General features: G+C 67.7%; 21 protein-coding genes and 2 tRNA genes. 10 read left to right on the top strand and 13 right to left on the bottom strand.

Annotation, left to right across the window (positions count from 1 at the left end):
- Positions 1–554: 554 nt before the first annotated feature.
- The 3 genes from F4561_RS31265 to F4561_RS31255 all read right to left on the bottom strand — a co-directional run bounded on the left by F4561_RS31265 (position 555) and on the right by F4561_RS31255 (position 3,034).
- Entirely contained in the window at positions 555–812 is a 258-nt protein-coding gene (locus tag F4561_RS31265; RefSeq protein WP_312885738.1) for a YxzC family protein, read from the bottom strand.
- A gap of 598 nt (positions 813–1,410) precedes the next feature.
- Complete coding sequence (locus F4561_RS31260; RefSeq protein ID WP_184585268.1) at positions 1,411–1,857, bottom strand: hypothetical protein; 447 nt, start codon at positions 1,855–1,857, stop codon at positions 1,411–1,413.
- A 694-nt stretch (positions 1,858–2,551) separates the two neighbouring features.
- Entirely contained in the window at positions 2,552–3,034 is a 483-nt protein-coding gene (locus tag F4561_RS31255) for a nuclear transport factor 2 family protein (protein ID WP_184585267.1), read from the bottom strand.
- Positions 3,035–3,119: 85 nt separating this feature from the next.
- Here F4561_RS31255 and F4561_RS31250 point away from each other — a divergent pair, with 85 nt between their 5' ends.
- The gene (locus F4561_RS31250) at positions 3,120–3,485 is read left to right on the top strand and encodes a winged helix-turn-helix transcriptional regulator (RefSeq protein ID WP_221446399.1); all 366 of its coding nucleotides are present in this window, start codon (positions 3,120–3,122) and stop codon (positions 3,483–3,485) included.
- A 658-nt stretch (positions 3,486–4,143) separates the two neighbouring features.
- On the opposite strand, the gene F4561_RS31245 is transcribed toward F4561_RS31250, so the two are convergent.
- A tRNA-Ser gene (locus tag F4561_RS31245) sits at positions 4,144–4,230 on the bottom strand.
- Between the two features lie 78 nt (positions 4,231–4,308).
- Positions 4,309–6,009: a MinD/ParA family ATP-binding protein gene (locus tag F4561_RS34180; RefSeq protein ID WP_446684986.1), complete on the bottom strand. Its 1,701-nt coding sequence runs from the start codon at positions 6,007–6,009 to the stop codon at positions 4,309–4,311.
- 1,277 nt (positions 6,010–7,286) lie between these two features.
- Here F4561_RS34180 and F4561_RS31235 point away from each other — a divergent pair.
- Together F4561_RS31235 and F4561_RS31230 are read left to right on the top strand one after the other, a co-directional pair.
- Positions 7,287–8,270, top strand: a complete 984-nt coding sequence (locus F4561_RS31235) for an NAD(P)H-quinone oxidoreductase (RefSeq protein WP_184585266.1) — start codon at positions 7,287–7,289, stop codon at positions 8,268–8,270.
- A 100-nt stretch (positions 8,271–8,370) separates the two neighbouring features.
- Positions 8,371–8,922 (top strand): bacterial proteasome activator family protein, encoded by a 552-nt coding sequence (locus F4561_RS31230; RefSeq protein ID WP_184585265.1) that lies wholly within the window; start codon positions 8,371–8,373, stop codon positions 8,920–8,922.
- Between the two features lie 53 nt (positions 8,923–8,975).
- Here the strand turns inward: F4561_RS31230 and serS are convergent, their stop codons facing one another.
- The 7 genes from serS to F4561_RS31195 form a co-directional block, all read right to left on the bottom strand.
- Positions 8,976–10,244, bottom strand: coding sequence for a serine--tRNA ligase (gene serS, locus F4561_RS31225; protein ID WP_184585264.1), 1,269 nt, complete (start codon positions 10,242–10,244; stop codon positions 8,976–8,978).
- 635 nt (positions 10,245–10,879) lie between these two features.
- Complete coding sequence (pheA, locus tag F4561_RS31220; RefSeq protein WP_184585263.1) at positions 10,880–11,827, bottom strand: prephenate dehydratase; 948 nt, start codon at positions 11,825–11,827, stop codon at positions 10,880–10,882.
- A 61-nt stretch (positions 11,828–11,888) separates the two neighbouring features.
- Complete coding sequence (locus tag F4561_RS31215) at positions 11,889–12,461, bottom strand: DUF4446 family protein (protein ID WP_376773828.1); 573 nt, start codon at positions 12,459–12,461, stop codon at positions 11,889–11,891.
- Positions 12,462–13,066: 605 nt separating this feature from the next.
- The gene (locus F4561_RS31210) at positions 13,067–13,423 is read right to left on the bottom strand and encodes an STAS domain-containing protein (protein WP_184585262.1); all 357 of its coding nucleotides are present in this window, start codon (positions 13,421–13,423) and stop codon (positions 13,067–13,069) included.
- 65 nt (positions 13,424–13,488) lie between these two features.
- Positions 13,489–14,073: an ATP-binding protein gene (locus F4561_RS31205; protein WP_184585261.1), complete on the bottom strand. Its 585-nt coding sequence runs from the start codon at positions 14,071–14,073 to the stop codon at positions 13,489–13,491.
- A 220-nt stretch (positions 14,074–14,293) separates the two neighbouring features.
- Positions 14,294–16,204 carry a PAS domain-containing sensor histidine kinase gene (locus F4561_RS31200; RefSeq protein WP_184585260.1) on the bottom strand — a complete coding sequence of 637 codons (1,911 nt, stop codon included), beginning with the start codon at positions 16,202–16,204 and terminating at the stop codon, positions 14,294–14,296.
- Positions 16,205–16,372: 168 nt separating this feature from the next.
- A complete protein-coding gene (locus F4561_RS31195; protein ID WP_184585259.1) occupies positions 16,373–16,705 on the bottom strand; it encodes a rhodanese-like domain-containing protein in 333 nt (110 codons plus the stop codon).
- Positions 16,706–16,785: 80 nt separating this feature from the next.
- On the opposite strand from F4561_RS31195, the gene F4561_RS31190 reads away from it, so the two are divergent.
- Positions 16,786–17,289, top strand: coding sequence for an SSI family serine proteinase inhibitor (locus tag F4561_RS31190; RefSeq protein WP_184585258.1), 504 nt, complete (start codon positions 16,786–16,788; stop codon positions 17,287–17,289).
- Between the two features lie 208 nt (positions 17,290–17,497).
- On the opposite strand, the gene F4561_RS31185 is transcribed toward F4561_RS31190, so the two are convergent.
- Positions 17,498–17,580 (bottom strand) — tRNA-Leu (locus tag F4561_RS31185).
- A 229-nt stretch (positions 17,581–17,809) separates the two neighbouring features.
- Here F4561_RS31185 and F4561_RS31180 point away from each other — a divergent pair.
- The 6 genes from F4561_RS31180 (at position 17,810) to F4561_RS31155 (ending at position 25,028) form a co-directional block, all read left to right on the top strand.
- Complete coding sequence (locus tag F4561_RS31180) at positions 17,810–18,568, top strand: FHA domain-containing protein (protein ID WP_446684985.1); 759 nt, start codon at positions 17,810–17,812, stop codon at positions 18,566–18,568.
- 263 nt (positions 18,569–18,831) lie between these two features.
- The gene (locus tag F4561_RS31175) at positions 18,832–19,317 is read left to right on the top strand and encodes an FHA domain-containing protein FhaB/FipA (RefSeq protein ID WP_184585257.1); all 486 of its coding nucleotides are present in this window, start codon (positions 18,832–18,834) and stop codon (positions 19,315–19,317) included.
- On the top strand, positions 19,314–20,711 hold the full coding sequence (locus F4561_RS31170; protein ID WP_184585256.1) for a Stp1/IreP family PP2C-type Ser/Thr phosphatase: 1,398 nt from the start codon (positions 19,314–19,316) through the stop codon (positions 20,709–20,711). The genes F4561_RS31175 and F4561_RS31170 overlap by 4 nt, the downstream gene beginning before the upstream one ends.
- Positions 20,711–22,108 carry an FtsW/RodA/SpoVE family cell cycle protein gene (locus F4561_RS31165; RefSeq protein ID WP_184585255.1) on the top strand — a complete coding sequence of 466 codons (1,398 nt, stop codon included), beginning with the start codon at positions 20,711–20,713 and terminating at the stop codon, positions 22,106–22,108. The genes F4561_RS31170 and F4561_RS31165 overlap by 1 nt, the downstream gene beginning before the upstream one ends.
- The gene (locus tag F4561_RS31160; protein WP_184585254.1) at positions 22,105–23,553 is read left to right on the top strand and encodes a peptidoglycan D,D-transpeptidase FtsI family protein; all 1,449 of its coding nucleotides are present in this window, start codon (positions 22,105–22,107) and stop codon (positions 23,551–23,553) included. The genes F4561_RS31165 and F4561_RS31160 overlap by 4 nt, the downstream gene beginning before the upstream one ends.
- Entirely contained in the window at positions 23,550–25,028 is a 1,479-nt protein-coding gene (locus tag F4561_RS31155) for a serine/threonine-protein kinase (protein WP_312885734.1), read from the top strand. Before F4561_RS31160 ends, F4561_RS31155 begins: the two co-directional genes overlap by 4 nt.
- Positions 25,029–25,059 lie beyond the last annotated feature (31 nt).

Below are 25,059 nucleotides of genomic sequence, written 5' to 3'. Positions count from 1 at the left end.
CCGACCTCCGGTATACAAACGCCCCGAACGCGGCCGGCGAGCTTGCCCGAACGCGGCCATTCGCCCGTTCACCTGCGAGGCGCAGTCTCACCGATTCCCCGCCTTCCTCGGCGCCGTGTGCAATGAATACGCATCGCGTTCCGCCCCCTCTCTCGTGCTCAACGGACGGAAGGAGGCGGCCGACCACAGCGGCAGGGTTACGAGTGGTCGGCGTATCGGTGCGCTCCAACAACCCCGAGCGGCGTGCAACCGCGGTCCCGAACCGGAGTGCCCGAGTGTGCGAACGGTCTCAGCCCAAGACAGACCCGCATCGCGCAGTCGGGTACTCCGGCCCCGGGGGGCTACGGGGCGGGATCCTCCTGGTAACCACACGCCCGGCACCGGGGTTGGTTCCGACAGTGGCGCACTGCCCGTGCCGGTCGTGCACTCGGGGACCCGAACCTCTCAGCCTTCTGATCCGTAGCAAGCGTGGGATTGTCCGGCAGTGTCCACAGCCCTTGTTGGCGTCCGAGTTAGCACGGAATCCGGAGGCGGGAACTATCGGATCGGGAATTTCAAGGAGCGTTGCGAAGCTGGTCGAGCCATTGGAAGACCTGTGCCCTGCTGTGCAGGAAAGGCTGTTCCGGGCCGTGTCGCAGATCGATTCCGTAGAGCTGGTCGAGGGCTTTCCAAACGGCGGGGTCGTTCGGGTCCTGAGTGTCGTCGGCGACCCGTTGCCCGGCCCACCGCTCTGCCTCGTCGCGTGTCATTCGGCCGTCCAACAGAGCTTCGAAGACGGCGACAACCTCGTGGCGGCTGGGAATTTGCGGCACGACCCAAGCATGCACGATGCCTGCTTGCAAGGCGGCCCACCACGGCGGCGGGACCGCACATGCTCGGTGGAGGGGTTCGCCTCCTGGCCTCCGGGATACAAATCGTTTGGGGGTGGCTGTGCGAGCTGGGATGATCAAGCGGAACCGCTCTCTGCCTGGGCAGGTGCATCCCGCTGGTTCCCGCGCTTTCCCCAGATCTCCTGACGCCGTGTGCATTAAATGCGCAACGCGTCCGGCCCCGACGGACGGCAGGGAGCAGCCCTCCCCCACAGCGGGAACAGGCCTCATCCTTATCAGTTCGACCAGGGGATCCCGTAGACGCCTGCCGGGCTGGGATCGGGATCCACTGGTATCCGTTCTGATCGGGCGGCGTCGCTGTCACTGTTGCTGTCAACTCGCGCTCACAAAGGGCCCGTGGTAAATCAAGACCGTTGGCCTGCTTATTCGTAGTGAAGTGCGCAGCGACGGCATCGAGTGTTGCCGCAAGGTCTGCCGGTGGGCAGTAAGCACCGCCGCGTCCTGGGCGGTTCAGGGCTGGGCAATAGGGACAAGGCCAGTGCGCGGCGCTTCAGCAGATGGAAAGAAGGGGTTTGGTCTTTCAAGATCGGCGACACATTCTGAGCCAGGCGTGCATCCCCCACGAAGCCAAGTCATCCTCGCGGATCTTCACCGCAATACAGTTAGGGCTGTATTGCGCGTCGATCTCATGGCGATGCTCGACGAGTTCGAAGCCGTGATACTCGGCTGGCACATCGTCGCGCTTACGGATCAGCTTCTTGTCCTGGTAGCGCAGTCGGCTGAGCAGAGCACGGGTATTAGGATAGTCATCTGCTTCAGTCCCCTCGACTTGCACCTGACCGCCGATCCAGGTGACTGTGTGCACACGTAGGCGCCCATACACTTTACGTGCGCCGAGTCCATGCTGGACGGTATGGGTTGCGCCGCCAACGTGGAGTTGGAATTGCCACCCACAGTCGAACCGTTCAACGTATTCAGGCCATTGGAAGGTGAAGCGGGCAATCCTCTCAACGCGGGAAGTACGCATAGCAGATGTTGTCATTCAGTTAACCGATCTGTCCAGGCTGGATGCTGTGGCTCCCTGCAGTACCCCATAATCTCGTCGTCGAGCACCTAGGTTCAACGTCGGCTCGGGTGAGGAATCCGTATCAGCAGAGAGCCGTAGCCAGCCGTGCGTCCGGCAGAGCGTGCACATGACCGGATACGGAGGAGTCCTGGAGACTTTGGGCGGTGCCCTGTCCGGCTCTGGCAGGGCCATGCCGGGGGCCAATTACGCTTGACCAATTGGAGAGGGCCATGGGCCCTCACCCTGCGAAGCAATGCACTCGGCCCCGGCTTGGTCCTGGAGGATCCTGAGCCGGAGAGGTGCCTAAAGTCTCCAGGACTCCGGTCCTACGACTTCTCCTGCGGCCCCGCACGGCGCGGGCTTGAAGGCGTAAGGAAAATTCTGAATACGAAATTGGGTTTTCGGTGTCCTGCTGTGGTAGCCGTCCGCCGCTCGGGACCGGGCGGCAGCCCGCAGCCCGAGCGGGTGTCCGGCGCGCAACGCCGTTACTCTTGAACATCATCGAGTAAGCCGATGCGACCACCCAGGATGGCGATGTAGGCGTAGCCTGGCCGCGTTCTCCGGCGGCCCGGGAGCTGCGTCAGCACGCCAACGGAGTCGACAACCCCCCAGTCGTCGGAGCGAGGCTTGCCGCCGACGGCTCTCCTGCGGCGTCCTAGGTTTGCAGCGGCTGCGCCCGACGCCGGGCCACGGTTTCGAGGTCGCGATTGCCTTCCTCATAGAGCACCTCGACTCGCGAGGAACACAGTTTCCAGATGTCGTCTTGATGTTCGAAGCCGAACGTGTAGTGGCAACCGATCACCCAGATGGGAACGTCGGCGACTTCAGTGAGGACGTGCGTAACACGGGCGTGGAACCGCACCGTAGCTTGCGTCTCGGTCTCCAGCTCAACCACGGTGGGAGCCAATAGATGTTGGGTGGAATCGAACCCGGGAAGGAATGCCCTCAGACCGGAGACAAAATCCTCGGTTGAAATCTTCTCCGCGCCGCCCAGCTTTGACGGATAGTCGATGTCCACCGGGTCCGTCGTCAACGCAGCGATCGTGCCCCAGTCGCGGTCATCCAATGCGTGGAAGATGCGAACCACTGTCTCGGCGACCGCGGCTTTCTGCACGCTCTCTGCCATGTCCTGCGTCATTTCGTCGTCCTCCGGTGGGATGTGTGTCGAGCCTGCGCGTGTTACGCGAAAGTCACTTCTGACGGCGACCCTAAGGAGGCTCATTGTGGCTAACCAAATGGTCAGCGACGCTGCACAGGCGTTGCGGCAAGACTGCCCCGGTGCGACACCGCTCCCGAACTCGTCCTGTCCGATCGAAAACACCCTTTCCGTCCTGCGCCGACGCTGGGCCGCCCTGGTGATCCTCGAACTCCTCCATGGCCCCAGGAGCTTCAACGAACTCGCCCAGAACCTCGGCCGCATCTCGGACAAGATCCTCACCGAGCGGCTCACCGAACTAACCGACGCCAATGTCCTCCATCGCAAACGAACCAGCGGCTGGCCCTCCCGGGTGCGCTACTCCTTGACCCAACGTGGTCATGACTTGGCTGCCGTCCTCCAGGCCATGCGCATATGGGGCTCAACCGAGTAATCCCAGAGGCGCCCGGAGCCGAGAGCCTTGACCGGGGATGAGGCCAGTCATGTGTCACTAACGTCTTGCTCCGCAACACGTAGGGATCGCGTTCAGCTCGTCCCCGATCGGGAGGTCCTTGGTGCCAACAAAGTTGTTCGAGTAAGCAGCATCATGGTGCGCCTGCGCTGGACGCACCAGCACCGAGAGTTCGTCCGCACGAGGGAGGTAGCGGTGAACTGGAAATACCCGCCTGCTACCGACGTACCGAACCGAAACAAGACCAGCTGCGGGAGCACGTTCACCAGTTCGGGACGGGCACGGGCGACCGGCTGTTTCGGCAGTCGAGCGGGAACCTCGTGGCGACCTCGTCCTACTGCGACGTGTGGCGCCAGGCGCGCAAGCTGGCGCTGCCACCGAACCTGGCGGCCTCGCCGCTCGCCGAAACGGCCCTACGACCTACGGCACACGGCGGTATCGACCTGGCTGAACTCCGGTGCCCCCCGCTACGCGTTCGCTGTGACCTGCGCAGACAGGTGCACGGGCATTCCGCACATGTTCCGCGAACACCCGCTTGGGGCTGCCGCGAGCGGCCTACGGCTGCGCACCCCCGGACACGGCGAAACCCCCGCCGCTCCAGGAAAACCACTGGTCAACGGGGGTTTTTCGAGGGTGTGAGCGGAGGGTGTGGGATTCGAACCCACGAGGACGCGGACGCCCTAGCGGTTTTCAAGACCGCCGCACTCGGCCACTATGCGAACCCTCCTGATGGCGTGATGGCGCCGCGATTGATGGTAGCTCACTTGGCGCCCCGGCCGGGCCTGGCCGGCCGGGGATTGTGGGGTTAGCGGGGCCAGGCGAAGGCTTCTCCGACGGTCGCGGCGAGTTGCAGGTAGGCGTCGCGGGTTGCCGGGGCGAGATGTTCGAGGTCGAGTTCGGCGCCCTCTTCCAGGTGCGCGTCCCACGGGACCCGCACCACCGCCCGGCACCGGCTGGCGAAGTGCTCTTCCAGCCGGTTGAGGTCCACCGAGCTCTTGCCGTCCTGGCGCACCATCGACAACACAACGACCGCACCCCGCACGTGGTAGCCGTACTCGTGGGCCTGCAGCCAGTCGAGCGTGGCGCTGGCGCTGCGCGCACCGTCGACCGATGCCGAGCTCACCAGCACGACCTGGTCGGCCAGCCCGAGGACACCCCGCATCGCCGAATGCAGCAGACCCGTGCCGCAGTCAGTGATGCAGATGGAGTAGAAGTGCTCCAGGATCCGGGTGACCTCCCGGTAGTCCGCCTCGCTGAACGCCTCGGACACCGCCGGGTCGCGGTCGGAGGCCAGGATCTCCAACCGGCTCGCCGCCTGGGAGGTGAACCCGCGGATATCCGCGTAGCGCGTGATCTGATCCCGCTCGTTGAGCAGGTCGCGGATCGTGGCCGCGGTTTCCAGCCGCACCTTGTCCGAGAGCGTGCCGCGGTCGGGATTGGCGTCGACCGCCAACACCCGGTCGCCCCGCAGCGACGACAGGGTGGAGCCGAGCGCGACGGTCGTGGTGGTCTTGCCCACCCCGCCCTTCAGGCTGAGCACGGCAACCCGGTGGTGCCCGCCGGCCACGTGGGTGGTGGCGCGCTGGGTGAGTCCGCGGCGCCGGGTCTCGGCGGCCGACATTCCGGGGTCGACTATCCCGAACGTCGCCGAGCGCACCACCCTGCGCCACCCCTTCGAAGGTGGGCGCCGCCCGCGCACCAGGGAGTCCGCGTCGAGGGCATCGGCGGTCTCCGGCCGGCTCTGGCCCGGCCCCCCTTCGTGGGGCAGGTGGGTGTGGTACTGGAACCCCGTTGCCGCGGCCGGGGAGGGCCCTGGTGGCCCACCGGACTGCGGCGGCCCCCACCCCGGAGCGGGTTGCTGCGAGTACGGCGCCTGCTGGCCGTGGTACGGGGGCGCGGGAGGCGCTTGGGGGCCAGTCTGCGGGGGTTGTGGCGGCGAGCCCGGGACCTGGTACGGGTTGGGCGGGCCACCATCGGCCGCCGGCGGGGTCCGCGGCTCGGCTGTGGACCCGTGAGCGGCCTGCTGGGGCTGGCTCGGGGGTCCTGCAGCGGGGGGTGCCTGTGGACCGGTCTGCGGCGCGTTCGGCTGGCTCGGCGGCCGCCAGTCGTAAGGGTTCTGCCCCGGCGGCGGTGACGGCTGCGCACCCGTTGGCGGTCGCGCCGGCTGCCCGCCGGGCGGATAGGGCGCCTCATTGGCGTACTGCGGCCCGTGGGGAGGCCGCGGCGGTGCCCATCCGCCGCTCGCCGCCTGCTCAGGGCCGGCCCCCTCGGGAGCGGCGCCCCACGGCTGCCCCGCCGGAGGGGAGGAGCCGGGTGCGGCTCCAGGGTGCCCGGGTGCGTACGCGGTCTGCGGACCGCTGGGCGCACCCGGCTCAGCGCTGGCCGAAGGCGGCGTAACGGGCGGCCGGGGTTCGCCGCCCGGCGTGCCTCGCGGACCTTCCGCCGCGTCGGGAGCGGACGAGCCCGAAGGCTGCGAGCCGGAGTTCGGGGCGTCTTCGGGGGCGATCCGACGCCAGTCGGGTTCCTCGGTGGCCGGGAGCTCTACCGCGTACGCGGGATGCGGACCGCCTTCGGCGGCCGGCGCCGCGCCAAAGACTGGCGGGCCAGTGGGCTCCGGCGGCGCCCACTCGGTATTGTCTTCGGGCTGCGGAAAGGCGTACGGATGTCCCGCCGGTTCCGGGGGCTCCTGCGGCCCGCTGCGGTTCCCCTCGGGCGCGTACTCCGGAGGCTCCGGAGCGGCGGCCTCGGGGTTGGGCGCGTGGGCGGCCGGAACGTGGTACTGCCGACCTTGCTCGGAGGCGTCGAGCGGCGGCAGTGGCTCGGCCTCGGGAATCTCGCCCTCCGGGGGAAAGGCGTTCGGGGCGGCCGGCTCACCGGGAACATCGGTCTGGCCCGCGGGCTGCTCCCACACCGTTTCCGCTTGCTGGGTATCGGGAGTGGACGCGACGTGCGGCTGTTCCGGGGGGAACGCGGACCTCCCCGTCCACGCGGTTTCCTCGGGGGGCCACTGGTCCTCGGGGGGCGCCGGGGGCTCGGGGCGGTACTGCGGAGTTCCGGCGTTCGCGGGCTCCCCGCCCCACGCCCCCTCAGCAGGCGCCCACTGATCCTCAGAGGACCACTGGTCCTCGGGGGGCGTCGGAGGCTCGGGGCGGTACTGCGGAGTTCCGGCGTTCGCGGGCTCCCCGCCCCACGCCCTCTCAGCAGGCGCCCACTGATCCTCCAGATGCGCCGGTTGCGGAGGGCCGGCGTTCTGCGCGGTGCCGTTGCCGTTTGTGCTCGCGGGGTGCGCTGGTGGCGCCGGCTGCATGGGCGGTGGCTCCGGCGGCGCCTGGGGGTAGGGCGGCGCGGACTGGTCGCCGGCCGGTTGGGCATAGGGCGGAGGCGGGGGGAGCATCCCGCCGCCGAACCACTGGTCGGCCGGGGAAACGTCGTCCGCCGCGCCAAGCTGCCCATCCGCAGAAGTCCCAGGATCCGCGCCCTCGGGGTAATCCTGCTCAGGATCGTCGCCCCACGGACGAGTACCTGCGCCTTCCCATCCGTCGTGCTCTCTCGGTGCCACCGCGATCTTCTCCTCAAAAGCGGTTCAACGTGGCGTGCAGGATCGTTCGTTGGACGACCGGCTCACACCGGGACGACTCGGCCAAGTCAGACACCCCTGACTCATGAGCTTCCTGACCCCAGTCAACAAAGATAAAACCACGTGCCAAACGGATTCATCACCATCTGTCCACAGGTATAGCCAGGGGAGGGCGCGGCCCAAGTGCGGCGGGTACCGTTCGGTTCATGCATGCGATCGTGATCACTGAACCCGGGTCGCCCAACGTTCTTTCGTGGACGGAGGTTCCCGATCCGTTCCCCAGCTCCGGTGAGGTCCTCGTCGACATCGCGGCGTCGGCGGTCAACAGAGCGGACATCAACCAGCGCCTTGGTTCGTACCCGCCCCCCAAGGGAGCGCCAGAGTACCCGGGCCTGGAGTGCTCCGGGCGGATCGCGGCTCTCGGCCCCGGCACGGAGACCTCCGGTTGGTCGGTCGGCGACGAGGTCTGTGTCCTGCTCAGCGGCGGGGGTTACGCCGAGCGTGTCGCGGTCCCCGTTGGCCAGCTCCTGCCCGTGCCGCGCGGTGTCTCCCTGGTCGAGGCCGCGGCGCTGCCCGAGGTGGCCTGCACCGTTTGGTCCAACGTGTTCATGGTGGGCGCCCTGCGCTCCGACGAAACACTGCTGGTGCACGGCGGGGGAAGCGGGATCGGCACCTTCGCCATTCAGCTCGCGCACGCACACGGCGCTCGTGTTGTCACGACCGCGGGGAGCGAGGAGAAGCTGGAGCGCTGCCGCGAACTCGGCGCCGACGTCACGATCAACTACCGTGACGAGGATTTCGCCGCACGGGTGAAAGAGGAGACCGGTGGGAACGGCGCCGATGTCATCCTCGACATCATGGGCGGCTCCTACCTCGACACCAATGTCCGCTCGCTGGCCGTCAACGGCAGGCTGGTCATCATCGGGCTGATGGGGGGACGCTCGGCCGAGCTCGATCTCGGCCGGATGCTCGTCAAGCGGCTCTCCGTGCACGCGACCACCCTGCGCGCCAGGCCCGTCGAGGAGAAGGCCCGCATAGTGTCCGAGGTGACCGAGCACGTGTGGCCACTTGTGGAGAAGGGCACGATCCGGCCAATCGTGGATCGCACAATGGAACTGGCGAACGCCTCCGAGGCGCACCGCGTCATGGAGTCGAGTGCACACGTAGGGAAGATCGTGCTTACCCGGTGAACCGGGACACATCCGCCGACGCTGGCAATACTCGCGGAGCACGCGCCGTTGTACGCGGCGGAAGCGGCAGCGCACATGGAAAAGCTCTAGGTGAGGGTCCATGGGTAACGGAACCAACGAAGAACAACAACCGCAGGTCCTGGTGGTCGGCCCGGGGGCGCCGGGCTCCGAGGGACAGGGCGAGGACACCGATCAGGAGAACGCTGCGACCGAGCGCGCCGTAACCGAGCAGGTTGAGCAACCCGCGAAGGTTATGCGCATCGGCAGCATGATCCGGCAGCTTCTCGAAGAGGTGAAGGCGGCGCCGCTCGACGAAGCGAGCCGCGCCCGGCTCAAGGAGATCCACACCAGTTCGATCAAGGAGCTCGAAGACGGCCTGGCGCCGGAGCTTATCGAGGAACTGGACCGTCTCGCCCTGCCGTTCACCGAGGAGTCCGCTCCGAGCGAGGCCGAGTTGCGCGTCGCCCAGGCGCAGCTCGTGGGCTGGCTCGAAGGGCTGTTCCACGGGATTCAGACCACGCTCTTCGCGCAGCAGATGGCGGCGCGCTCCCAACTGGAGAACATGCGCAAGGCCCTGCCTTCGGGCATGTCCCCCTCCCAGGAAGAACAGGGCCAGCAGGTTCCCCGTCCCGGCTCGGGGCCCTACCTGTAACCCCTGGCGTGGTGCCGGGGACCGGGCAGGGCCCGGTCCCCGGCATTTCGCCGCTACCCGTTCACCGGCTCCAGGATGTCGCGGCCCACGAACGGCCGCAGCGCCTCGGGCACCACGACCGATCCGTCCGCTCGCTGGTGGTTCTCCAGGATGGCAACGATCCACCGGGTGGTGGCCAGGGTTCCGTTCAGCGTGGCGGCGAAGCGCGGCTTGCCGTCCTCGGCGCGGTAGCGCACGTTCAGCCGGCGCGACTGGAAGTCCGTGCAGTTCGACGTGGAGGTTACTTCGCGGTAGCGACCCTGGGTCGGCAGCCACGCCTCGCAGTCGTACTTCCGCGCCGCGCTGCTGCCCAAATCGCCGGCGGCGATGTCGACAACCCGGTAAGGCAGCTCAAGCTTTTCCAGCATCTCGCGCTCCCAGGCCAGCAGCCGCAGATGCTCATCGTGTGCCTGGTCAGGGTGGCAGAAGACGAACATCTCCACCTTGTTGAACTGGTGCACGCGGATGATCCCGCGGGTGTCCTTGCCGTACGATCCGGCTTCCCTGCGGAAGCACGACGACCACCCGATGTAACGGTGCGGCAGCGCATCCGCGGAAAGGATCTCGTCCGCGTGGTACCCGGCGAGCGGCACCTCGGAGGTCCCCACGAGATAGAGGTCGTCGGCCGGCAGGTGGTAGACCTCGTCGGAATGGGCGCCCAGGTACCCGGTCCCCTCCATGGTCTCGGGTTTGACCAGGACCGGCGGAATCATCGGAGTGAACCCGCTGGCGATCGCCTGCTGCATCGCCATGTTCAGCAGGCCGAGTTCCAGCATCGCGCCCACGCCCGTGAGGAAGTAGAAGCGCGCGCCCGAGACCTTGGTGCCTCGTTCGGTGTCGATGGCGCCAAGGATCTCGCCCAGTTCCAGGTGGTCGCGGGGGGTGAAATCGAGCTCGCGGGGCGCGCCGACCTTCTCGAAGACCCGGAAGTCGTCCACACCGCCGGCCGGGGTCCCCTCCTCGACGATGTTCGGGATGCCGGTGAGTACCTCGTCGAGCTCACCCGCGAGCCGTTCGGCCTCCGCCTCGGCCTCCTTGACGTCGGCGGCAAGGGTCTTGGCTTGGGTGAGGAGGTCGTCGCGCTCCTCCGGCGAGGCCTTGGAGACCGCCTTGCCGACACTCTTCTGCTCCGCGCGCAGGGTCTCGAAGCGCGTCAAGGCGGAACGGCGGCGGGCGTCGAGGTCGAGAAGCTGGTCGGCGACACCCTCGTCCTCGCCGCGTGCTCGCTGCGAGGCGCGGAGCGGTTCAGGGCCGTGTTCTCTCAGAGCGCGAAGGTCGATCACGTTTTGCAGGTTACCGGGGATGCGGCGCGGGCACACACCAGTCGGCGGCAGACACCGCGCGAGCCGGGTGCGAACCGCACGCACAGTGCCGCGTGAACGTACCCGCGCCCCGGTCCGTGTTCCGGACGGCGCCCACCCGTGGAACAGGTACCGATACGGCCCCGAGCCGATGGCAACGAACCCGGCCGTCCATGCGTCTCCCTGGAGACAGCGCAGCACAGCACGTTTCCGGTAACCATGCGTGACATGGTGTTACCCGGAACCAAAACGGCTCGCTGGGCGTCGTAGGCCATGCACGACCACTGATGACGCGGGGGCCAACGATGACCCCGAACGAGACACGGATTCTTACCCGGCGGCCCGGGGCTTGGGAGGGCCCGACGGCCTGCCGGTAAACGACACAGCGGCACCCGCACCCCCGGGTGCCGGAACCGCAGTTCTCGAATCGATGGACGAGGATGATGAGCAACCCAATGGAAGAGAGCCAGGGTATGCGGCAAGCACGACTCTTGGACGCGCGCAGTCGGCGCGCGCTGCTGCGCGCGTCGCAGCGGGGCGAGTCCACGAGCGAACACCGGGAGGGGCCGTGCGCCCAGTCCGGCCGAGTGCGGGATGTCGCCTGACTACAGCGTTGGCTAGCTGACGTCGCCCGAGCGGATTCGGGTCAGCCAGCGCTCAGCTTCGTGGAAATCATCGTTACTCGTGCGCCGCGGCGGCCGGAGGGGCGTGGGAGAGGTGTCGCCGTCGGCGCGCGGGTAGCTACCGAGGAACCTGACCTCGGTGCCGATCCGACGCATCCCCATCAGCGCCTCGCCGACCCGGGCCTCCTCGACGTGCCCTTCGGCATCGATGCAGAAACAGTACTTGCCCAGGCCACCGCCGGTGGGTCGGGATTCCAGGCGGGTCAGGTTCACCCCGCGCATCGCAAACTGGTTGAGCAGCTCGATGAGCGCCCCGGGGTGGTCGTCGCTGATGAACGCGACGAACGAGGTCCGGTCGGCGCCGGTGGGAGCGGGCGGCGGGCCGGGCCGCTCGACGTAGATGAACCGGGTCGCGGCGGCGGAGTGGTCGCCCACTCCCTCGGCCACGGCGTGCAGTCCGTAGCGCTCCCCACCTATCCGCGCCGACACGGCCGCGTCGTACTGCGATCCCGGTTCGGCGACCGCCTGGGCGGCCGCGGCGGTGGAGGAGACGCTGTACGTCTCGGCGTCGGGCAGGTTAGCGGCCAGCCAGTCGCGGCACTGCGCGAGCGCGTGCGGGTGCGTGGCCACCCGCTTGATGTCGGCGAGGGCGACACCCTCGCGCGCGAAGAGTGTGAACTCGACCGGTACCGCGACCTCGGCCGTGATCATCACCGGTGCTCCGTTGATGAGCTCGGCGATGGTGGCGGTGACACCGCCCTCAACGGAGTTCTCCAGCGGAACCACGCCGCCGTCGACGCGGCCCTCGCGAACCGCTGTGAAGACCGCGTCAACCCCAATGCACGGCACCATCGTCCCGACCGGAGCCTCGGGCAGAAGCGTCCGAAGCGCGGCCTCGCTGAACGTACCCGCTGGACCGAGATACGCGTATTGGTTGGGCATATGTAGCAGGCTATCCTGCGACCGGCACGAACGCGCACGCGAACCGGGAAGCGGCCCCCGCCTAATGGGCTGTCTCGGGCACCTCGCGTTGCTGTGCCGCCTCGTTGGAGACGCGGCCGAGCGGACGCACCGACGAGCCGGAGGCGCCGAGATCCTCCGGCTGCCCCACGACCGGACCGGGTTCTCCACCGGAGGCCGGGGCCGTAGCGGCGCCGTCGTCGGAACCGGGCGCCCTTCCCGGCCCCTGTCCCATCCGGGCGGAACGGATCGCGCGGTACTCCTCTGGCGACAGCGCCTCGGCCGCCTCGCCGCCCTCGATTGTTTTTGCGTAGGTGCGCGACTCGGTTCGGCCGTTGATGGAGGTCACGACCACGCCGTCACCGACGGCGTTCAGGATGGCCAGGGAGAAGGATCGGGCCCCCGACATCTCCTCCAACGCGTCGTAACGGACAACGGCCACGTCGCGGACCGCACGGGTGTCAACGCCGCTGTTTTCGGGCAGTTGCCGGTGGACAAGGGCGTGGAAATCGCCGATAGCGGTCCTGGCCCAGAGGTAGGAATACCCCCCGAGCGCCAGTCCACCCAGACCGAGCAGAGCACCGATAGCGGCCAGAATCGTGGTAATAGTGAACACACGGCGAGCGTAACCACTACCAGGTGTCGGCGCGCAACTACCGCGGGTGTTTCTCGTGTCGTCTTTGGCTAACTTTTCACCGCACTGCCCCGGAGGGCGTCCGGACGGTCGCGGCCAGGCCCCGTGGCCGGCGCAGCAAAGCGGGCCGTAGCGCGCCCGACGAGAGCAGCGAAGGCGCCGGATGGGCCAGCCCTCAGTGATCGCACCTGGTGCCCGATGGTGGTGCGTGTAACGGGGCGGCTGGGCGGTGGCGGGGTTCAGCGGGGGTGCCCGTGGTGTCGTTTGCGGTGGTGGGTCGTATCGCGGGTGACTGGGGGGACGTTCTCGGCGCTGAATATCTCCGCACGGTCGCCTTCGGTGCCGCGCGGACCCTCGCGCGTGCCCGCTATGTCTGGATTGTGCGGGCCCTGCCGGGCGACACCAGGAAACACTCCCCGGAGCCCTGCGTCGTTGTCGCTACCCGCTCCGGGCGCGTCACCATCGGGCACCCGCACCGGCTGAGCCGGTCCCCACTCACAGGCGCCGGCCCCCACAACTCCGCAGCACCACGAAGGAACGGGATCCGCACAACCGGCCCGATGGGCCGCGCACCCAACGAAGCACTACTACCCGGCTGTGTTCGACCCCGCGGCGGCAGAGAGCGCATCGATCGACTCGTGGACGCTGAAGACGGCATCGAGCCCCGTGACCTCAAGAATCTTCGTGACCGCCGGGTTCGGAGCAACGAGGATGAGGTCTCCGCCCTTCTCCCGCGATCGCTTCATGGCGGACAGCAGAACACTTATCCCGGTGGAGTCACAGAACTCCACCCGCGACATGTCGACAATCAGGCGACGCGCTCCGTTATCCAGCGCGTGCACGAATTCACTGCGTAGCTGCGGTGCCGTATAAAGATCAATCTCACCACGTACGGCTACGATTACGTAATGTGCATGAGATTGACTCGAGATCTTCAACTCCACAGTCGTGTACTGTAGCGGTCCCGCAGCCCCCGAGCCACCTCATCCGCGGAGTTTCGCCAGATCCTTCACGATCCGGCGATTAGGAATCCGTAATTCGGGGAAACCTGCCGTCCGCGCGCCCGGCGGTTGGCGGCGCGCGCCCAGTGCTCGCGGTCCTCGGAGCGAGCCGGCGCGGAGTCACTCGTTCCCGCCGCGGCTCCATCGGGCTCGGCGGACGACTCAGCCTGGACGGGCAGGACCGCCCAAACCGTGGTGATCCGGTCGTCGACCTCGGTCCCCCACCGGTCCGCGACACGCTCCACGATCCCCAGCCCGCGGCCGCCCAGCGCCGATATCGAGGGCCGGGCGATCCTGGGCAGGGAGGACCCCCCGCCATCGCAGACGGCGATCTCGATGCTGCCCGCCGCACCGGGGACACGGTCGCCCTCTCGCACCGTCCACGTCACCCGGACCGAGTCGGGAGGAAACGGGTCGGGTAAGGGTGCGGCGTGCCGGAGGGCGTTGCTCAGCAGTTCGCTCAGCACCAGGAGAGCGTCACTGACCGCGGCATCGTCGACTCCCGCCGCCTCAAGGTCAGCACAGAGGCTCCGGCGCGCGTTCGTCACGCTCGCCGGCGCGCGCGGCAACAGTAAGGGGCTCGACACGTCCATCTCCTGTTCCCCAACGCACTGATTCCCGGTCGGCCCGTCTCGCACCGTGCCAGCCAAGCCAGCCAAGAACTGGTCTACTCATTACGATGCTCACCACGGACAGGTAGTTGCCCTGCGTCTGTGGCCCGCCGGACGCGTACTCCCGTGCCCCGACCCGCCAGGCCCCAAAATGCCCCGTTCAGGTGCCGCGAAAACACGTGACCACCGGGAAGATCCCGGTTTATCGGTGTTCCGGACCGTCGTTCGCGTCCTGATCCGCCCTGCTTGGCGCGGATTCGGGAACCGAAACGGCGGGGGTGGGCAAGGTGAGTCTCATCCGCGCGCCCTGCTCGCCGGCATGTGCGGTGACATCGCCTCCCTGCGCTCTGGCGAGCCTGCGGACGATGTAGAGCCCCAGTCCGATCCCGCCGAACCTGCGGCGGTCGCCGGCCTCGCCCTGCACGAACCGCCCGAAGATCCGCTCCTCGTCTCCCGGGGAGATGCCGATGCCCTCGTCCTCGACGTTGACCACCACGCTGTCGCAGTCGTAGGAGGCCCGGACCACAACGGTGCCGCCGTCGGGCGAGTACTTGAACGCGTTCTCCACAAGCTGGCCCATGATGACATCGGTGGCGACCGGGTCTCCCGCGACAGCCGGGAGCTGGTCGGGCAACTGCAGTAGGAGCCGGTGCCGGTCGGAGAACGGGCGGAACGCCGCGGTGATCTCCCGCAACACGCGCCGCAGGTCGAACGGGTCGCTGCCGACGTTCAACTCGCCACTGCCGGCGACCGACCCGAGGAGCAGGTTCTCCACCAACCGCGCGAGCGCACTGGACCGTTCGGCGATGGTGCCGACCGCGCTGCGCCGGGAGTCGTCGTCGAACTGGTCCCAACGCTGGCTCAGCGTGCTGGCGAATCCCTGTACGGCCGTGATGGGGGTACGCAGCTCGTGGCTGGCGGTCGCGAGGAAGAGGTCCTTCTCCTCCTCCAGCGCCTTGGCCTCGCTGATGTCGCGGAAATCGATCACGCGCTCGTCGGTCTCGGGGATATCGGTGGTGAGGATCTCCAACCAACGGCCGCTGTCGAGCCGATGCTTGAGCGGCTCGTCGCGGTCGACCGGCAACGGGAACGGCAGTCGACCGCCGACGATGTCACTGGCCGAACAGCCGGTGATCTCGGCCGCGGCGCGGTTCCACTTGCGTATCCGGCCGGAGGCATCGAGCACGGCGATGCCGTCGGCGCTGGAGTCGACCACCGCGTGCTCATACGCGCGTTGCCGCACCATCTCCTGGTAGGCCATGGCATTGCCGAGTGCCACCCCGGCGTGCGCGGCCAGCAGTTCGAGCAGCTCCAGCTCGATGTGGCCGACCTTGCGTCTGCTGTAGAGCGCGTACAGGGCACCGTAGGGGCGCCCCTGCACATTGGAGACGCCGAGCGCGATGGTGTGCAGGCCGTCGAGATCGGCCCAGATGAGGTCGTTGAGGCTGCGGGTGTCGTCGGTGGCCAGCAGCACAGTCTTGCCGCTGCGGAGGAGCTCACCGAAAAGGCTGGACTCCAGCGGCGCGGTGTAACCGTGCAGGTGGTCCGAGAGCTGGGTGAGGCTGACCAGCCGGAGCTGGTCGTCCTCAATGAGCACGAAGCCTCCGGCGTCGGCGCCGGTCAGCTCGGTGAGGCTGTGGGCGATGCGGTCGAGCACCGTGCGGAGGTCAAGGTCGGCGTTGATGTCGGCGACGACGTCGGTCAGCCGGCGGACCAGGCGCACCCGCTCGGCCATGTGCGCCTGGACCCGGTTGGCGTCCTCGTAGGCGTGGAAAACGCTCATCCAACCCGACACCTCGCCGTCATGGTCGAACAGGCAGCTGGTGTCGATCCGGACGTCGATGACGTTTCCGTCGCGCCGGAGCCGCCGGCTCACGATCGACAATGGCCCGCCGGCACGGACCTGTTCCAACACAGCGTGGTGCTCCGCGAGCAGCTCCTCGGGAACAATCGGCGGAGCGGTGCCCAGAACCTCCTCGGCTGACCAGCCGAACATCCGCTCCGCAGCGGGATTCCACACCGCGGCGCGGAGCTCGGAGTCGACGGCGACGATCGCATCGGCCGAGAACGCCAGCACGGTATCGGCGTTGAGGGGGGCACGGTCGCAGCTCACGTCGACATAGTGCCAGCCGCGACCGCATGCTTGTCATACGAATCCACAACCCGTGGCACGCGACTCGCCCGGAAACCGCCGATCGGAATCCGGAGTCGGGCGGGTGGGGTTCCCTGCCCGCATGGTCCGTTGTCCGCACCGGACCGGCCGCGGCGACCGTCCCCACGCTCAGATAACCTGAGGATCGGCCTCGTTCTCACTCGTCATCTCGCGGCCAGCGAGCGCCCACGCCTGCATGCCGCCGGTGACGTTGGCGGCCTGCCAGCCGGCGTCGTTGAGAGCCCGCACGGCCTGCGCGGAGCGGCCACCCGAGCGACAGACCACGTAGACCTGCTGCTCACGCGGGACCTCTCCCGCGCGCTGGGCGAGTTCGTGCAGGGGAATGTGCACGGCCCCGGGCGCGTGTCCGGCCTGCCACTCGTCGTGCTCGCGGACATCGAGCAGGTAACCATCGCCCGGAACCGATCCGACATCAAGCGCCGGCACTGGCGAATCAAACACCGAGAACCTCTCTGATCACGTAGCGTCCCGGACGGTTCGCTGCGGGGAACTCTATGATTCCGCCCCGCGTCGAACAGGGTATGCGCTTTCACATCCCATTGACCGCGCTGCCCCGCCTCGCCGCGGTCGCCGCCGCTGGCGTCCTGGTCGCGGGCTGTGGCGGGGGCACCCAGCAGGCCGCGCCAGCCGAGAACGAGACCCCCGCGGACGGCCAGTCCTCCGGAAGCCCGGATGGCAGGGAGCCTCCCGAGACCGAGCTGACCATCGAGCTGTCTCTCGCTGAGGCAGGAGACCGCGAACTCGCCTCCGAAGACTTCGAGGCCGGGACCTGGACGCTGACGTGTGCGCCGGCCGGTGGCGACCATCCCGCTCCCGAAGCGGCGTGCGCCGACCTCGAAGACGTGGGGGTCGAGGCCTTCGACGAGGCCCCCGGCGACCAGATGTGCACCCACATCTACGGCGGACCGGAGACCGCAGAGGTGAGCGGGCACGTCGCCGGAACCGAGGTCGACACGGAGTTCACCCGCGAGAACGGCTGCGAGATCGATCGCTACGACACGATGGGCGCCGTGCTGAACCCCTAGCCCGACCCGGCCGTGCCAGTCGGGAACACTCCAGAAGGCGGGTGCCATTACGCACGCGGACGCGGCTCTGGCACGCTCGTTCGATGGCTGTGAGGCCGCCCACATATTCCGGCCGCCACAAGCGCACCGGGGTATCCGCGAAGGGAGGAGGGAGGGGAACGGGCCCATCGGGCCCAGGGCGGCGAAGCCGTCCGTGAGAGGGTTGGAGTGGGCGAGGAGGGATTTGAACCCTCACGTCCTTTCGGACACACGGACCTGAACCGTGCGCGTCTACCGTTCCGCCACCCGCCCGAGTGACATATACCTAGAGTGTCGCAGTAACCGATGTGGGCCAGATGCCTGGCCGGCTTGCTCGGCGACTGGAGACAAGGCTAGCACGGTCAGGACATCGGTCATGCACACTTTTTGCACGGCTCACATGACCATCGGGGCATGAGCGGGGAACCCGCATGAGACCAAGGACGCCAGATGCCCGGTTACGATCGTCATTACATCCGGAGTGGAGCAAGGGAGGAACCTCGTGGGAGTGCTACAGCGCTTCGAGCGTCGGCTTGAAGGCATATTCGAAGGCACCTTCGCGCGGGTCTTCAAGTCGGAACTCCAGCCTGTCGAGGTGGGAAGCGCCATCCAGCGCGAGATGGACGAGCGCGCAGCGATCGTGGCCCAGGGACGCACACTGGTGCCCAACGACTTCGTTGTGGAACTCTCCGGCGACGACAGGGAACGCCTGGAGGTGTACGCGGACAGCCTCGGTCAGGAGCTCGCCAAACTGGCCCGCGACTACGCCACCGAGCAGGGATACTCCTTCGTTGGTCCGGTCCGTGTCCAGTTCCAGACCGAGGACGATCTGCAGACCGGGCGGTTCCGTATCCGATCGGGCGTCATGCGCGGCCCGACTGTCGACGACGACGGGATCCAGAAGCCGGCCAGCGACCACGGGGACGCGCCGCAGGTTCCGGGAAGCCCGCGCCTGTTGATCTCACCCGGTGGCGCGGTGCAGAGCGACAGCCCGGAGGCACAGGGCAAGCAGCAGTCGTTCCCACTGAACACACAGGTCACGCTCCTCGGCAGAGGGACCGACTGCGACCTCCGGCTGGTCGACAATGGCGTTTCCCGGCATCATGCCGAGATCCGGGTGGAAGACAACGACGCCGCCCTGGTCGACCTCGGGTCGACCAACGGCACGTTCGTCAACGGTCAGCAGGTCACGCGCGTCCGCCTGGTTGACGGCACGCGGATCAGCCTGGGACGTACGAACATGACTTTCCGCCGCGACTAACACCCGCACGAGAATGCGGCGAAACCGGAACCACCCTCCTGGCGTCTAAGGGGGTGGGTTCGAACCACAAGAGCACATCGTCAAGCTGGAACTTGAGCCCGAAGTCTCCACAAGGAACGCTCAATCGGGCAGAATACTCGCGTTCCATTGGTAGTTTCGGCTGTCCGGGGCGATCTCAGGGGGTTCGAGGCCGAGAAGACGCGGTGGCGGTGTTAATGACCGCCACCCCAGCCAGAGCACGACAGGGGCCGAAGAGCAGTTCGATGTCAGAGTTCACCCTCATACTGATCAAGATCGTGTTCCTATCGGTGCTGTGGCTCTTCGTGATCATGGCCGTTGGTGTGATCCGCACTGACCTGCTTGGCCCTCCCACGAAGAAAAACAAGCGCGCCAAGCGATCGGAACCGCGCGGCTCGTCGGCCCCCGCCGCTCCGCGTGCCCCTCGCGGTCGGCGCAACGAGCCACGTTCCCTTGTCGTGACCAAGGGGCCCCTGGCGGGCACCAGCCTCAACCTCACCTCCCAGCCGATCGTTATCGGACGGGCGAAGGACTCGACACTGGTCATCAACGATGACTACGCCTCGGGTCGGCACGCGCGCATCTTCTCCGACCAAGGGAAGTGGATCGTCGAAGACCTCGGCTCGACGAACGGCACGTACCTTGGTCAGCAGCGCTTGACCAGCCCCCAGACAATCACGGTGGGGCAGCCCGTCCGCATCGGCAAGACCGTCCTGGAACTGCGCAAATGACAATTGCTCTCCGATACGCGGCGTACTCCGACGTAGGATGCCTCCGCGAAGGCAATGAAGACTCAGCGTACGCCGGCCCGTACCTCCTCGCGGTCGCCGACGGAATGGGTGGATACGCGGGTGGCGAGATCGCGAGCTCAATCGCGATATCCACTCTGATGCCCCTCGACGACGACGTCCCCACCGCCGAGCAGATGGCGGGCTCACTGCAGCAGGCGGTCGACACCGCGAACGGCGCAGTATCCCAGCGGGTAACCGAGGAGCCGCAACTCGAGAACATGGGCACCACCCTGACCGCGATGCTGTGGTCGGGACCTCGGGTAGCCCTCATCCACATTGGCGACTCCCGTGCCTACCTGCTGCGTGATGCGGAGTTCGGCCAGATCACGCACGACCACACACTGGTCCAGACACTCGTCGACGAAGGCAAGATCAGCGAGGAGGAGGCCGAGAGCCATCCCCAGCGCTCCCTGCTCCTGCGCGCACTCGACGGCCGCAGCCAGGTCGAGCCCGACACCTCGATCCTCGAAGCCAAGGTGGGCGACCGCTATCTGCTCTGCTCCGACGGCCTGTCCGGCGTCGTCAGCAAGGAGACCATCCGGGAGACGCTCGTCGCGGAGGATACGCCGGACGCGGCCGCCCGAAGACTGATCGACCTCGCCAACCGCGGCGGCGGTCCCGACAACGTTACGGCAGTCGTCGCCGACGTCATCGACACCGCGACCGCGGTCGAGGGCCCAATGCGCGAGCCGGCCATCGTCGGCGCCGCCGACCAGCGCCGTGAGCCCATCATGTCCCCGGACACCCCCGCCGGCCGGGCGCAGAACCTCAAGCGCGGGAGCGACACCGCCGAGATGGGCCGGATCGACGAACCCGGGGCTCAGAGTCCGCCCGCACCCGACCCGGAACCGGAGCCACGCACCCGGCGCTGGTGGCCGATGGTGGTAACGTTCCTGGTCATCGTGACCGTCGTGGCCGTCGCTGGATTCTTGTTCGCCCGGTCGTACCTGGCCGGGCAGTACTTCATCGGCCCCTCCAACGACGGCGAGAACGTCGCGCTGTACCAGGGCCTCGACACCGACATTGCCGGGTACGAGCTGGCTGAGGAGATCGAGGACACCGGCATCCAGCTCGACATGCTGCCCGAGACCGAGCGCGACTTCGTCACCAGCCGGGGAGGCAACTTCGACAACCGCGAGGACGCCGACGCCCGCGTCGAGACGTTGCGGGAGAAGGCCGCCGACTGCGAGGCCGATCCCGCCTCCTGCGGGTTCGACGAACAGCAGGACGATGAGCAGGACGAGGCAGAGTCCGACTCCGGCGCTGAGGCGCAGGAGCAGAACGAGCAGGCACCCGACGTCGCCGACCAGGGTGATCCCGCCGGAGGGCAGTGATGAACGCGCCAAGCACCGGGACCGCAACGTTGCCGCCGGTCAAGCGGCGCAACGCTGAGCTCGTCATGATCCTGGTGGCGCTGGGCATCTCGCTCAGCGCATTCGCCGCCTCCGGTCTCGCTCTGAACGACAGCGTCCCCGGTGCCCTCTTCGGGTACGGAGTCACCTTCGGCGGCCTCGCTCTGGCCACGCACATGGCGCTGCGCTTCATCGCGCCCTACGCCGACCCGTTGATCCTGCCGTGCGCGATCTTCCTCAACGGTCTCGGCCTGGCGATGGTGTGGCGGCTGAACCAGGGGGACGAGGGCGACCACGCCGGTGTCGGCACCCAGGTGATCTGGGCCGCGATCGGCATGGCGCTGTGTCTGGCCATCCTGTTCTTCATCAAGGAGCCCCGCGTCCTGCAGCGCTACCCCTACATCACGCTGCTGGTCGCCATCGTGCTGCTCTCCTCGCCCATGATTCCCGGACTCGGCCAGGAGGTCCTCGGTGCCCGGCGGTGGATCGCCGTCGGCCCCTTCCAGCTGCAGCCGTCCGAGTTCGCCAAGCTCGCGCTGGTCGTCTTCCTGTCCGGGTACCTCGTGGTGAAGCGCGATGTACTGTCGCTGGCCAGCAAGGCGATCAAGATCGGGCAGTTCAAGGTGATCGAGCTGCCGCGCATGCGCGATATGGGTCCCATGGTCGTCGCCTGGTCAATGGCGATCCTGATCCTGGTCGGGACCACCGACCTCGGTACCTCGCTGCTGCTGTTCGGCACCTTCCTGGCAATGATCTACGTGTCCACCCAGCGCTCGTCCTGGGTGGTCATCGGCCTCCTCATGTTCATGGCCGGCGCGACCCTCGCGTGGGCGCTCTTCACACACGTCCAGCAACGCGTGACGATCTGGCTCACCCCATTCGAGGACGAGGTCATCGACGCCGTCGGGGGCAGCTTCCAGCTCGTCCAGGGACTCTTCGCACTGGCCGAGGGCGGGGTGCTCGGGACCGGACTGGGCCAGGGGCAGCCCGACACCATCTTCGCCGCCGACAGCGACCTGATCATGGTCTCCTTCGGGGAGGAGCTCGGCCTGACCGGGGTGATGGCGATCCTCCTCGTGATCTTCCTCTTGTGCGAGCGCGGACTGCGGGTCGCCATGGCGTCGCGCGAGATGTTCGTCAAGATGATGGCCGCTGGCATCTCGTTCGTGATCTGCTTCCAGGTGTTCATCACCATGGGTGGTGTCACCCGGCTCATCCCCCTCACTGGTATGACGACGCCGTTCCTGTCCGCCGGCGGGTCCTCTCTCATGGCGAGCTGGATCATGCTGGGGCTGCTGCTACGCATGAGTGACAACGCCCGCCGACCCGCACCTCAGGCGATTCAGGACGAGGGGACGACGCAGGTGATCTCACGATGAACGTGCCAATACGCCGCCTCACCTTCTTCTGCATGGTGCTGTTCGGCGCGCTGCTGCTGAATGCCAACTACCTGCAGGCGCTCAAGGCCGAGGAGCTGCGCGAGCACCCGCGCAACGGGCGCCAGACCGCCCGGCAGTTCGACGCCGCCCGGGGACCGATCATCGTCGGCAACGAGCAGGTCGCCTACTCCGAGCCCACCGAGGACGAGGAGGCGGCGTACGCCTACCAGCGGAAATACGACAACTCCGAGGAGTACGCGCACCTCACGGGCTTCTACTCGCTCTACAACGCCACGGGCATCGAGGGCGAGCAGAACTCGATGCTCGACGGCTCCGACAGCCGGCTCGCTGTCAGCAACTTCATGGACACTCTTACCGGCGAGGAACCCCAGGGGGCCGCCGTTGAGCTGACCATCGACCCGGAGGCGCAGTCGGCGGCCTTCGAGGCACTGCAAAGTACGGGCAAGAACGGCGCCGCCGTCGCACTGGATCCCGGCACCGGCGCGATCCTAGCCTCGTCCTCGGTGCCGACCTACGACGCCAACCCGCTGGCCGACCACGACCCCTCAAAGGTCGAGGAGAAGTACACCGAGCTTGAGGAGTCCGAAGACAAGCCGCTGCTGAACCGGGCGCTCAACCAGTCGTACCCGCCGGGGTCGACGTTCAAGGTCGTCACCGCCGCGGCCGCGCTCGAGGACGGCGAGAGCCCGGACAGCACCCAGCCCGCTCCGGAGGTCTACGAGATGCCGGCCGGCGGAACGATGCCGAACTACGACGGCTCCGCCTGCAACGGCGGCGATCCCGACCCCTTGCGGCACTCCATCGAGATCTCCTGCAACACCTCGATGGGGCACTGGGCCGTCGACCTCGGCGAGGAGAAGATGGCCGCGCAGGCCGAAGCGTTCGGGTTCGGCTCCGGCGAACTCGAAGTCCCGCTCAGCGTCTCCGAGAGCACCTACCCCGAGGGCCTCGACGGCAGCCAGCTCGCCCAGACTGGGATCGGCCAGTTCGACGTCAACGCCACCCCACTGCAGATGGCGATGATCGCGGGCGGCGTGGCCAACGGGGGCGATGTCATGCGGCCGTACCTGGTCGAGAAGGTGGAAAGCTCCGATCTGACGCAGCTTGAGAGCGCGAACCCCGAGGTTCTCTCCGAGGCCGTCAGCTCCTCCACCGCCGACGACCTGACAGAGATGATGATTCAGGTCACAGAGGGGGACGAGGGTAGTGGCACAACCGGCGCCATTCCCGGAATGGAGGTCGCCGGCAAGACCGGTACCGCCGAGACCGGAGACGGCCCCACGCACAACTGGTTCATCTCCTTCGCCCCGGCCGACGATCCGCAGATCGCGGTGGCCGTGGTGATCGAGCACGGTGGCGCAACCGGTGGCGAGGTCGCCGCACCGGTCGCCAAGTCGATCATGGAAGCTGTGATCGACCAGTGAGCGAGCACGACACCGGCGCACCGGGCCCGCACCAGGATCTGGCAGGACTCCTGCTCAGTGACCGCTACCGCCTCGACGAGCAGATCGGCTCGGGCGGAATGGGCACGGTGTGGCGCGCCACCGACACGCTGCTCAACCGCCCGGTCGCGGTCAAGCTGCTGCATCCCGCCCAGATGGCACAGCCCACCTCCCGTGAACGGTTCCGCACCGAGGGCCGCATTACGGCCGGTCTGTCCCACCCCGGGATCGCTCAGGTCTTCGACTACGGCGAGCAGGATGACAACGCGTACCTGATCATGGAGCTGGTGCCGGGCGAACCGCTGTCCTCGATCCTGCGCCGGAAGGGGGCTCTGGAACCCGGCGCCACGCTGGACATCATTGTGCAGGCGGCTCAGGCACTCGGTGCCGCGCACGCGCGCGGCGTGGTGCACCGCGATATGAAGCCGGGCAACCTGCTGGTGACCGAGAACGGCGACGTCAAGCTGACCGACTTCGGTATCGCCCGGGGCAACGAGTCCGTGACGCTCACCCAGACCGGCATGGTCATGGGCACGGCCCAGTACATCTCTCCCGAGCAGGCGTCCGGTGGCTCGGCCAGCTACGCCTCCGACATCTACGCGCTCGGCGTGGTGGCCTACGAGTGTCTTGCGGGACGTCCACCGTTCACCGCGGACACGCCGCTCGCGCTGGCGCTCGCCCACACGCGCGAGCCTCCCCCGCCGCTGCCCGAGGAGGTACCGCCCCAACTGCGCGCGTTCGTGGAACGGCTGCTCGAGAAGTCACCCGAACAGCGCGCGTCCTCCGCGGGCGAAGTCGCCCAGACCGCGCAGCAACTGCGCGGCGGCATCGGCAACACCGACTCCACTACGGCCATGGACCTCGCCGACCCCGGCCAGACCATGGTCGCCAGTGCGAATCCCGGCGATGCGGGCCCCTCGACCCGGCCCACGTCCCAGGGAACCGGCGCGTCCGCTGGTGCGGGATCGCGGAACGGCGGCGGCTCCTCCGATAGGGTCGCCGAGGAGCCCGGACCGAACCGCCGCCCCAGCCTTCCGGTGGTCTTCGCGGTGGTCGCCGCCGCTGTTGTACTGGTGGGTGGTGTGGTACTGGCCGGCTGGCTGTGGGGAGGCAACAACCCGGAGGAGACGGTTGGCGACCGCCAACCGGACTCCGAGACGAGCTCGTCACCCACGAACGAACCCGAGCCCGAGGAGCCGGATCCGGAGCCCAACCCCGGACTCGACGAACAACAGGGCGTTCCGGAGCAGCCGCAGCCGGACACCTCCGAGTCGCCTCCGCAGGATCCCACTCCGGAGACCAATGTGCCGCCCGAGGAGTCGCCCCAGACGGACAACGGCGAGCAGGACGACTCCGGCGACGACGGCAACAACGAGGGGGAAGACGACAACAACGAGGGCGAGGGGGACCCGCCTCCCGGCGGGGAGACCGGCGAACAGGACCCGGGGGGAAGTTGACAAGATAATCCGACGCACCCGACCTCACAAG

Source organism: Lipingzhangella halophila, from assembly GCF_014203805.1.
Classification (GTDB): domain Bacteria; phylum Actinomycetota; class Actinomycetes; order Streptosporangiales; family Streptosporangiaceae; genus Lipingzhangella; species Lipingzhangella halophila.
Note: the sequence above shows the minus strand (reverse complement) of the source record. Positions and strands in the feature narration are given on the sequence as shown.

What these genes read in the sequence shown, in the direction of transcription:
- F4561_RS31230 (WP_184585265.1), top strand. Translation starts at nt 8,371, where the DNA reads ATGGGTAACGGAACCAACGAAGAACAACAACCGCAGGTCCTGGTGGTC.
- F4561_RS31205 (WP_184585261.1), bottom strand. Translation starts at nt 14,073, where the DNA reads ATGGACGTGTCGAGCCCCTTACTGTTGCCGCGCGCGCCGGCGAGCGTG.
- F4561_RS31160 (WP_184585254.1), top strand. Translation starts at nt 22,105, where the DNA reads ATGAACGTGCCAATACGCCGCCTCACCTTCTTCTGCATGGTGCTGTTC.
- F4561_RS31165 (WP_184585255.1), top strand. Translation starts at nt 20,711, where the DNA reads ATGAACGCGCCAAGCACCGGGACCGCAACGTTGCCGCCGGTCAAGCGG.
- F4561_RS31235 (WP_184585266.1), top strand. Translation starts at nt 7,287, where the DNA reads ATGCATGCGATCGTGATCACTGAACCCGGGTCGCCCAACGTTCTTTCG.
- F4561_RS31175 (WP_184585257.1), top strand. Translation starts at nt 18,832, where the DNA reads ATGTCAGAGTTCACCCTCATACTGATCAAGATCGTGTTCCTATCGGTG.
- F4561_RS31190 (WP_184585258.1), top strand. Translation starts at nt 16,786, where the DNA reads ATGCGCTTTCACATCCCATTGACCGCGCTGCCCCGCCTCGCCGCGGTC.
- F4561_RS31255 (WP_184585267.1), bottom strand. Translation starts at nt 3,034, where the DNA reads ATGACGCAGGACATGGCAGAGAGCGTGCAGAAAGCCGCGGTCGCCGAG.
- F4561_RS31170 (WP_184585256.1), top strand. Translation starts at nt 19,314, where the DNA reads ATGACAATTGCTCTCCGATACGCGGCGTACTCCGACGTAGGATGCCTC.
- F4561_RS31260 (WP_184585268.1), bottom strand. Translation starts at nt 1,857, where the DNA reads ATGCGTACTTCCCGCGTTGAGAGGATTGCCCGCTTCACCTTCCAATGG.
- pheA (WP_184585263.1), bottom strand. Translation starts at nt 11,827, where the DNA reads ATGCCCAACCAATACGCGTATCTCGGTCCAGCGGGTACGTTCAGCGAG.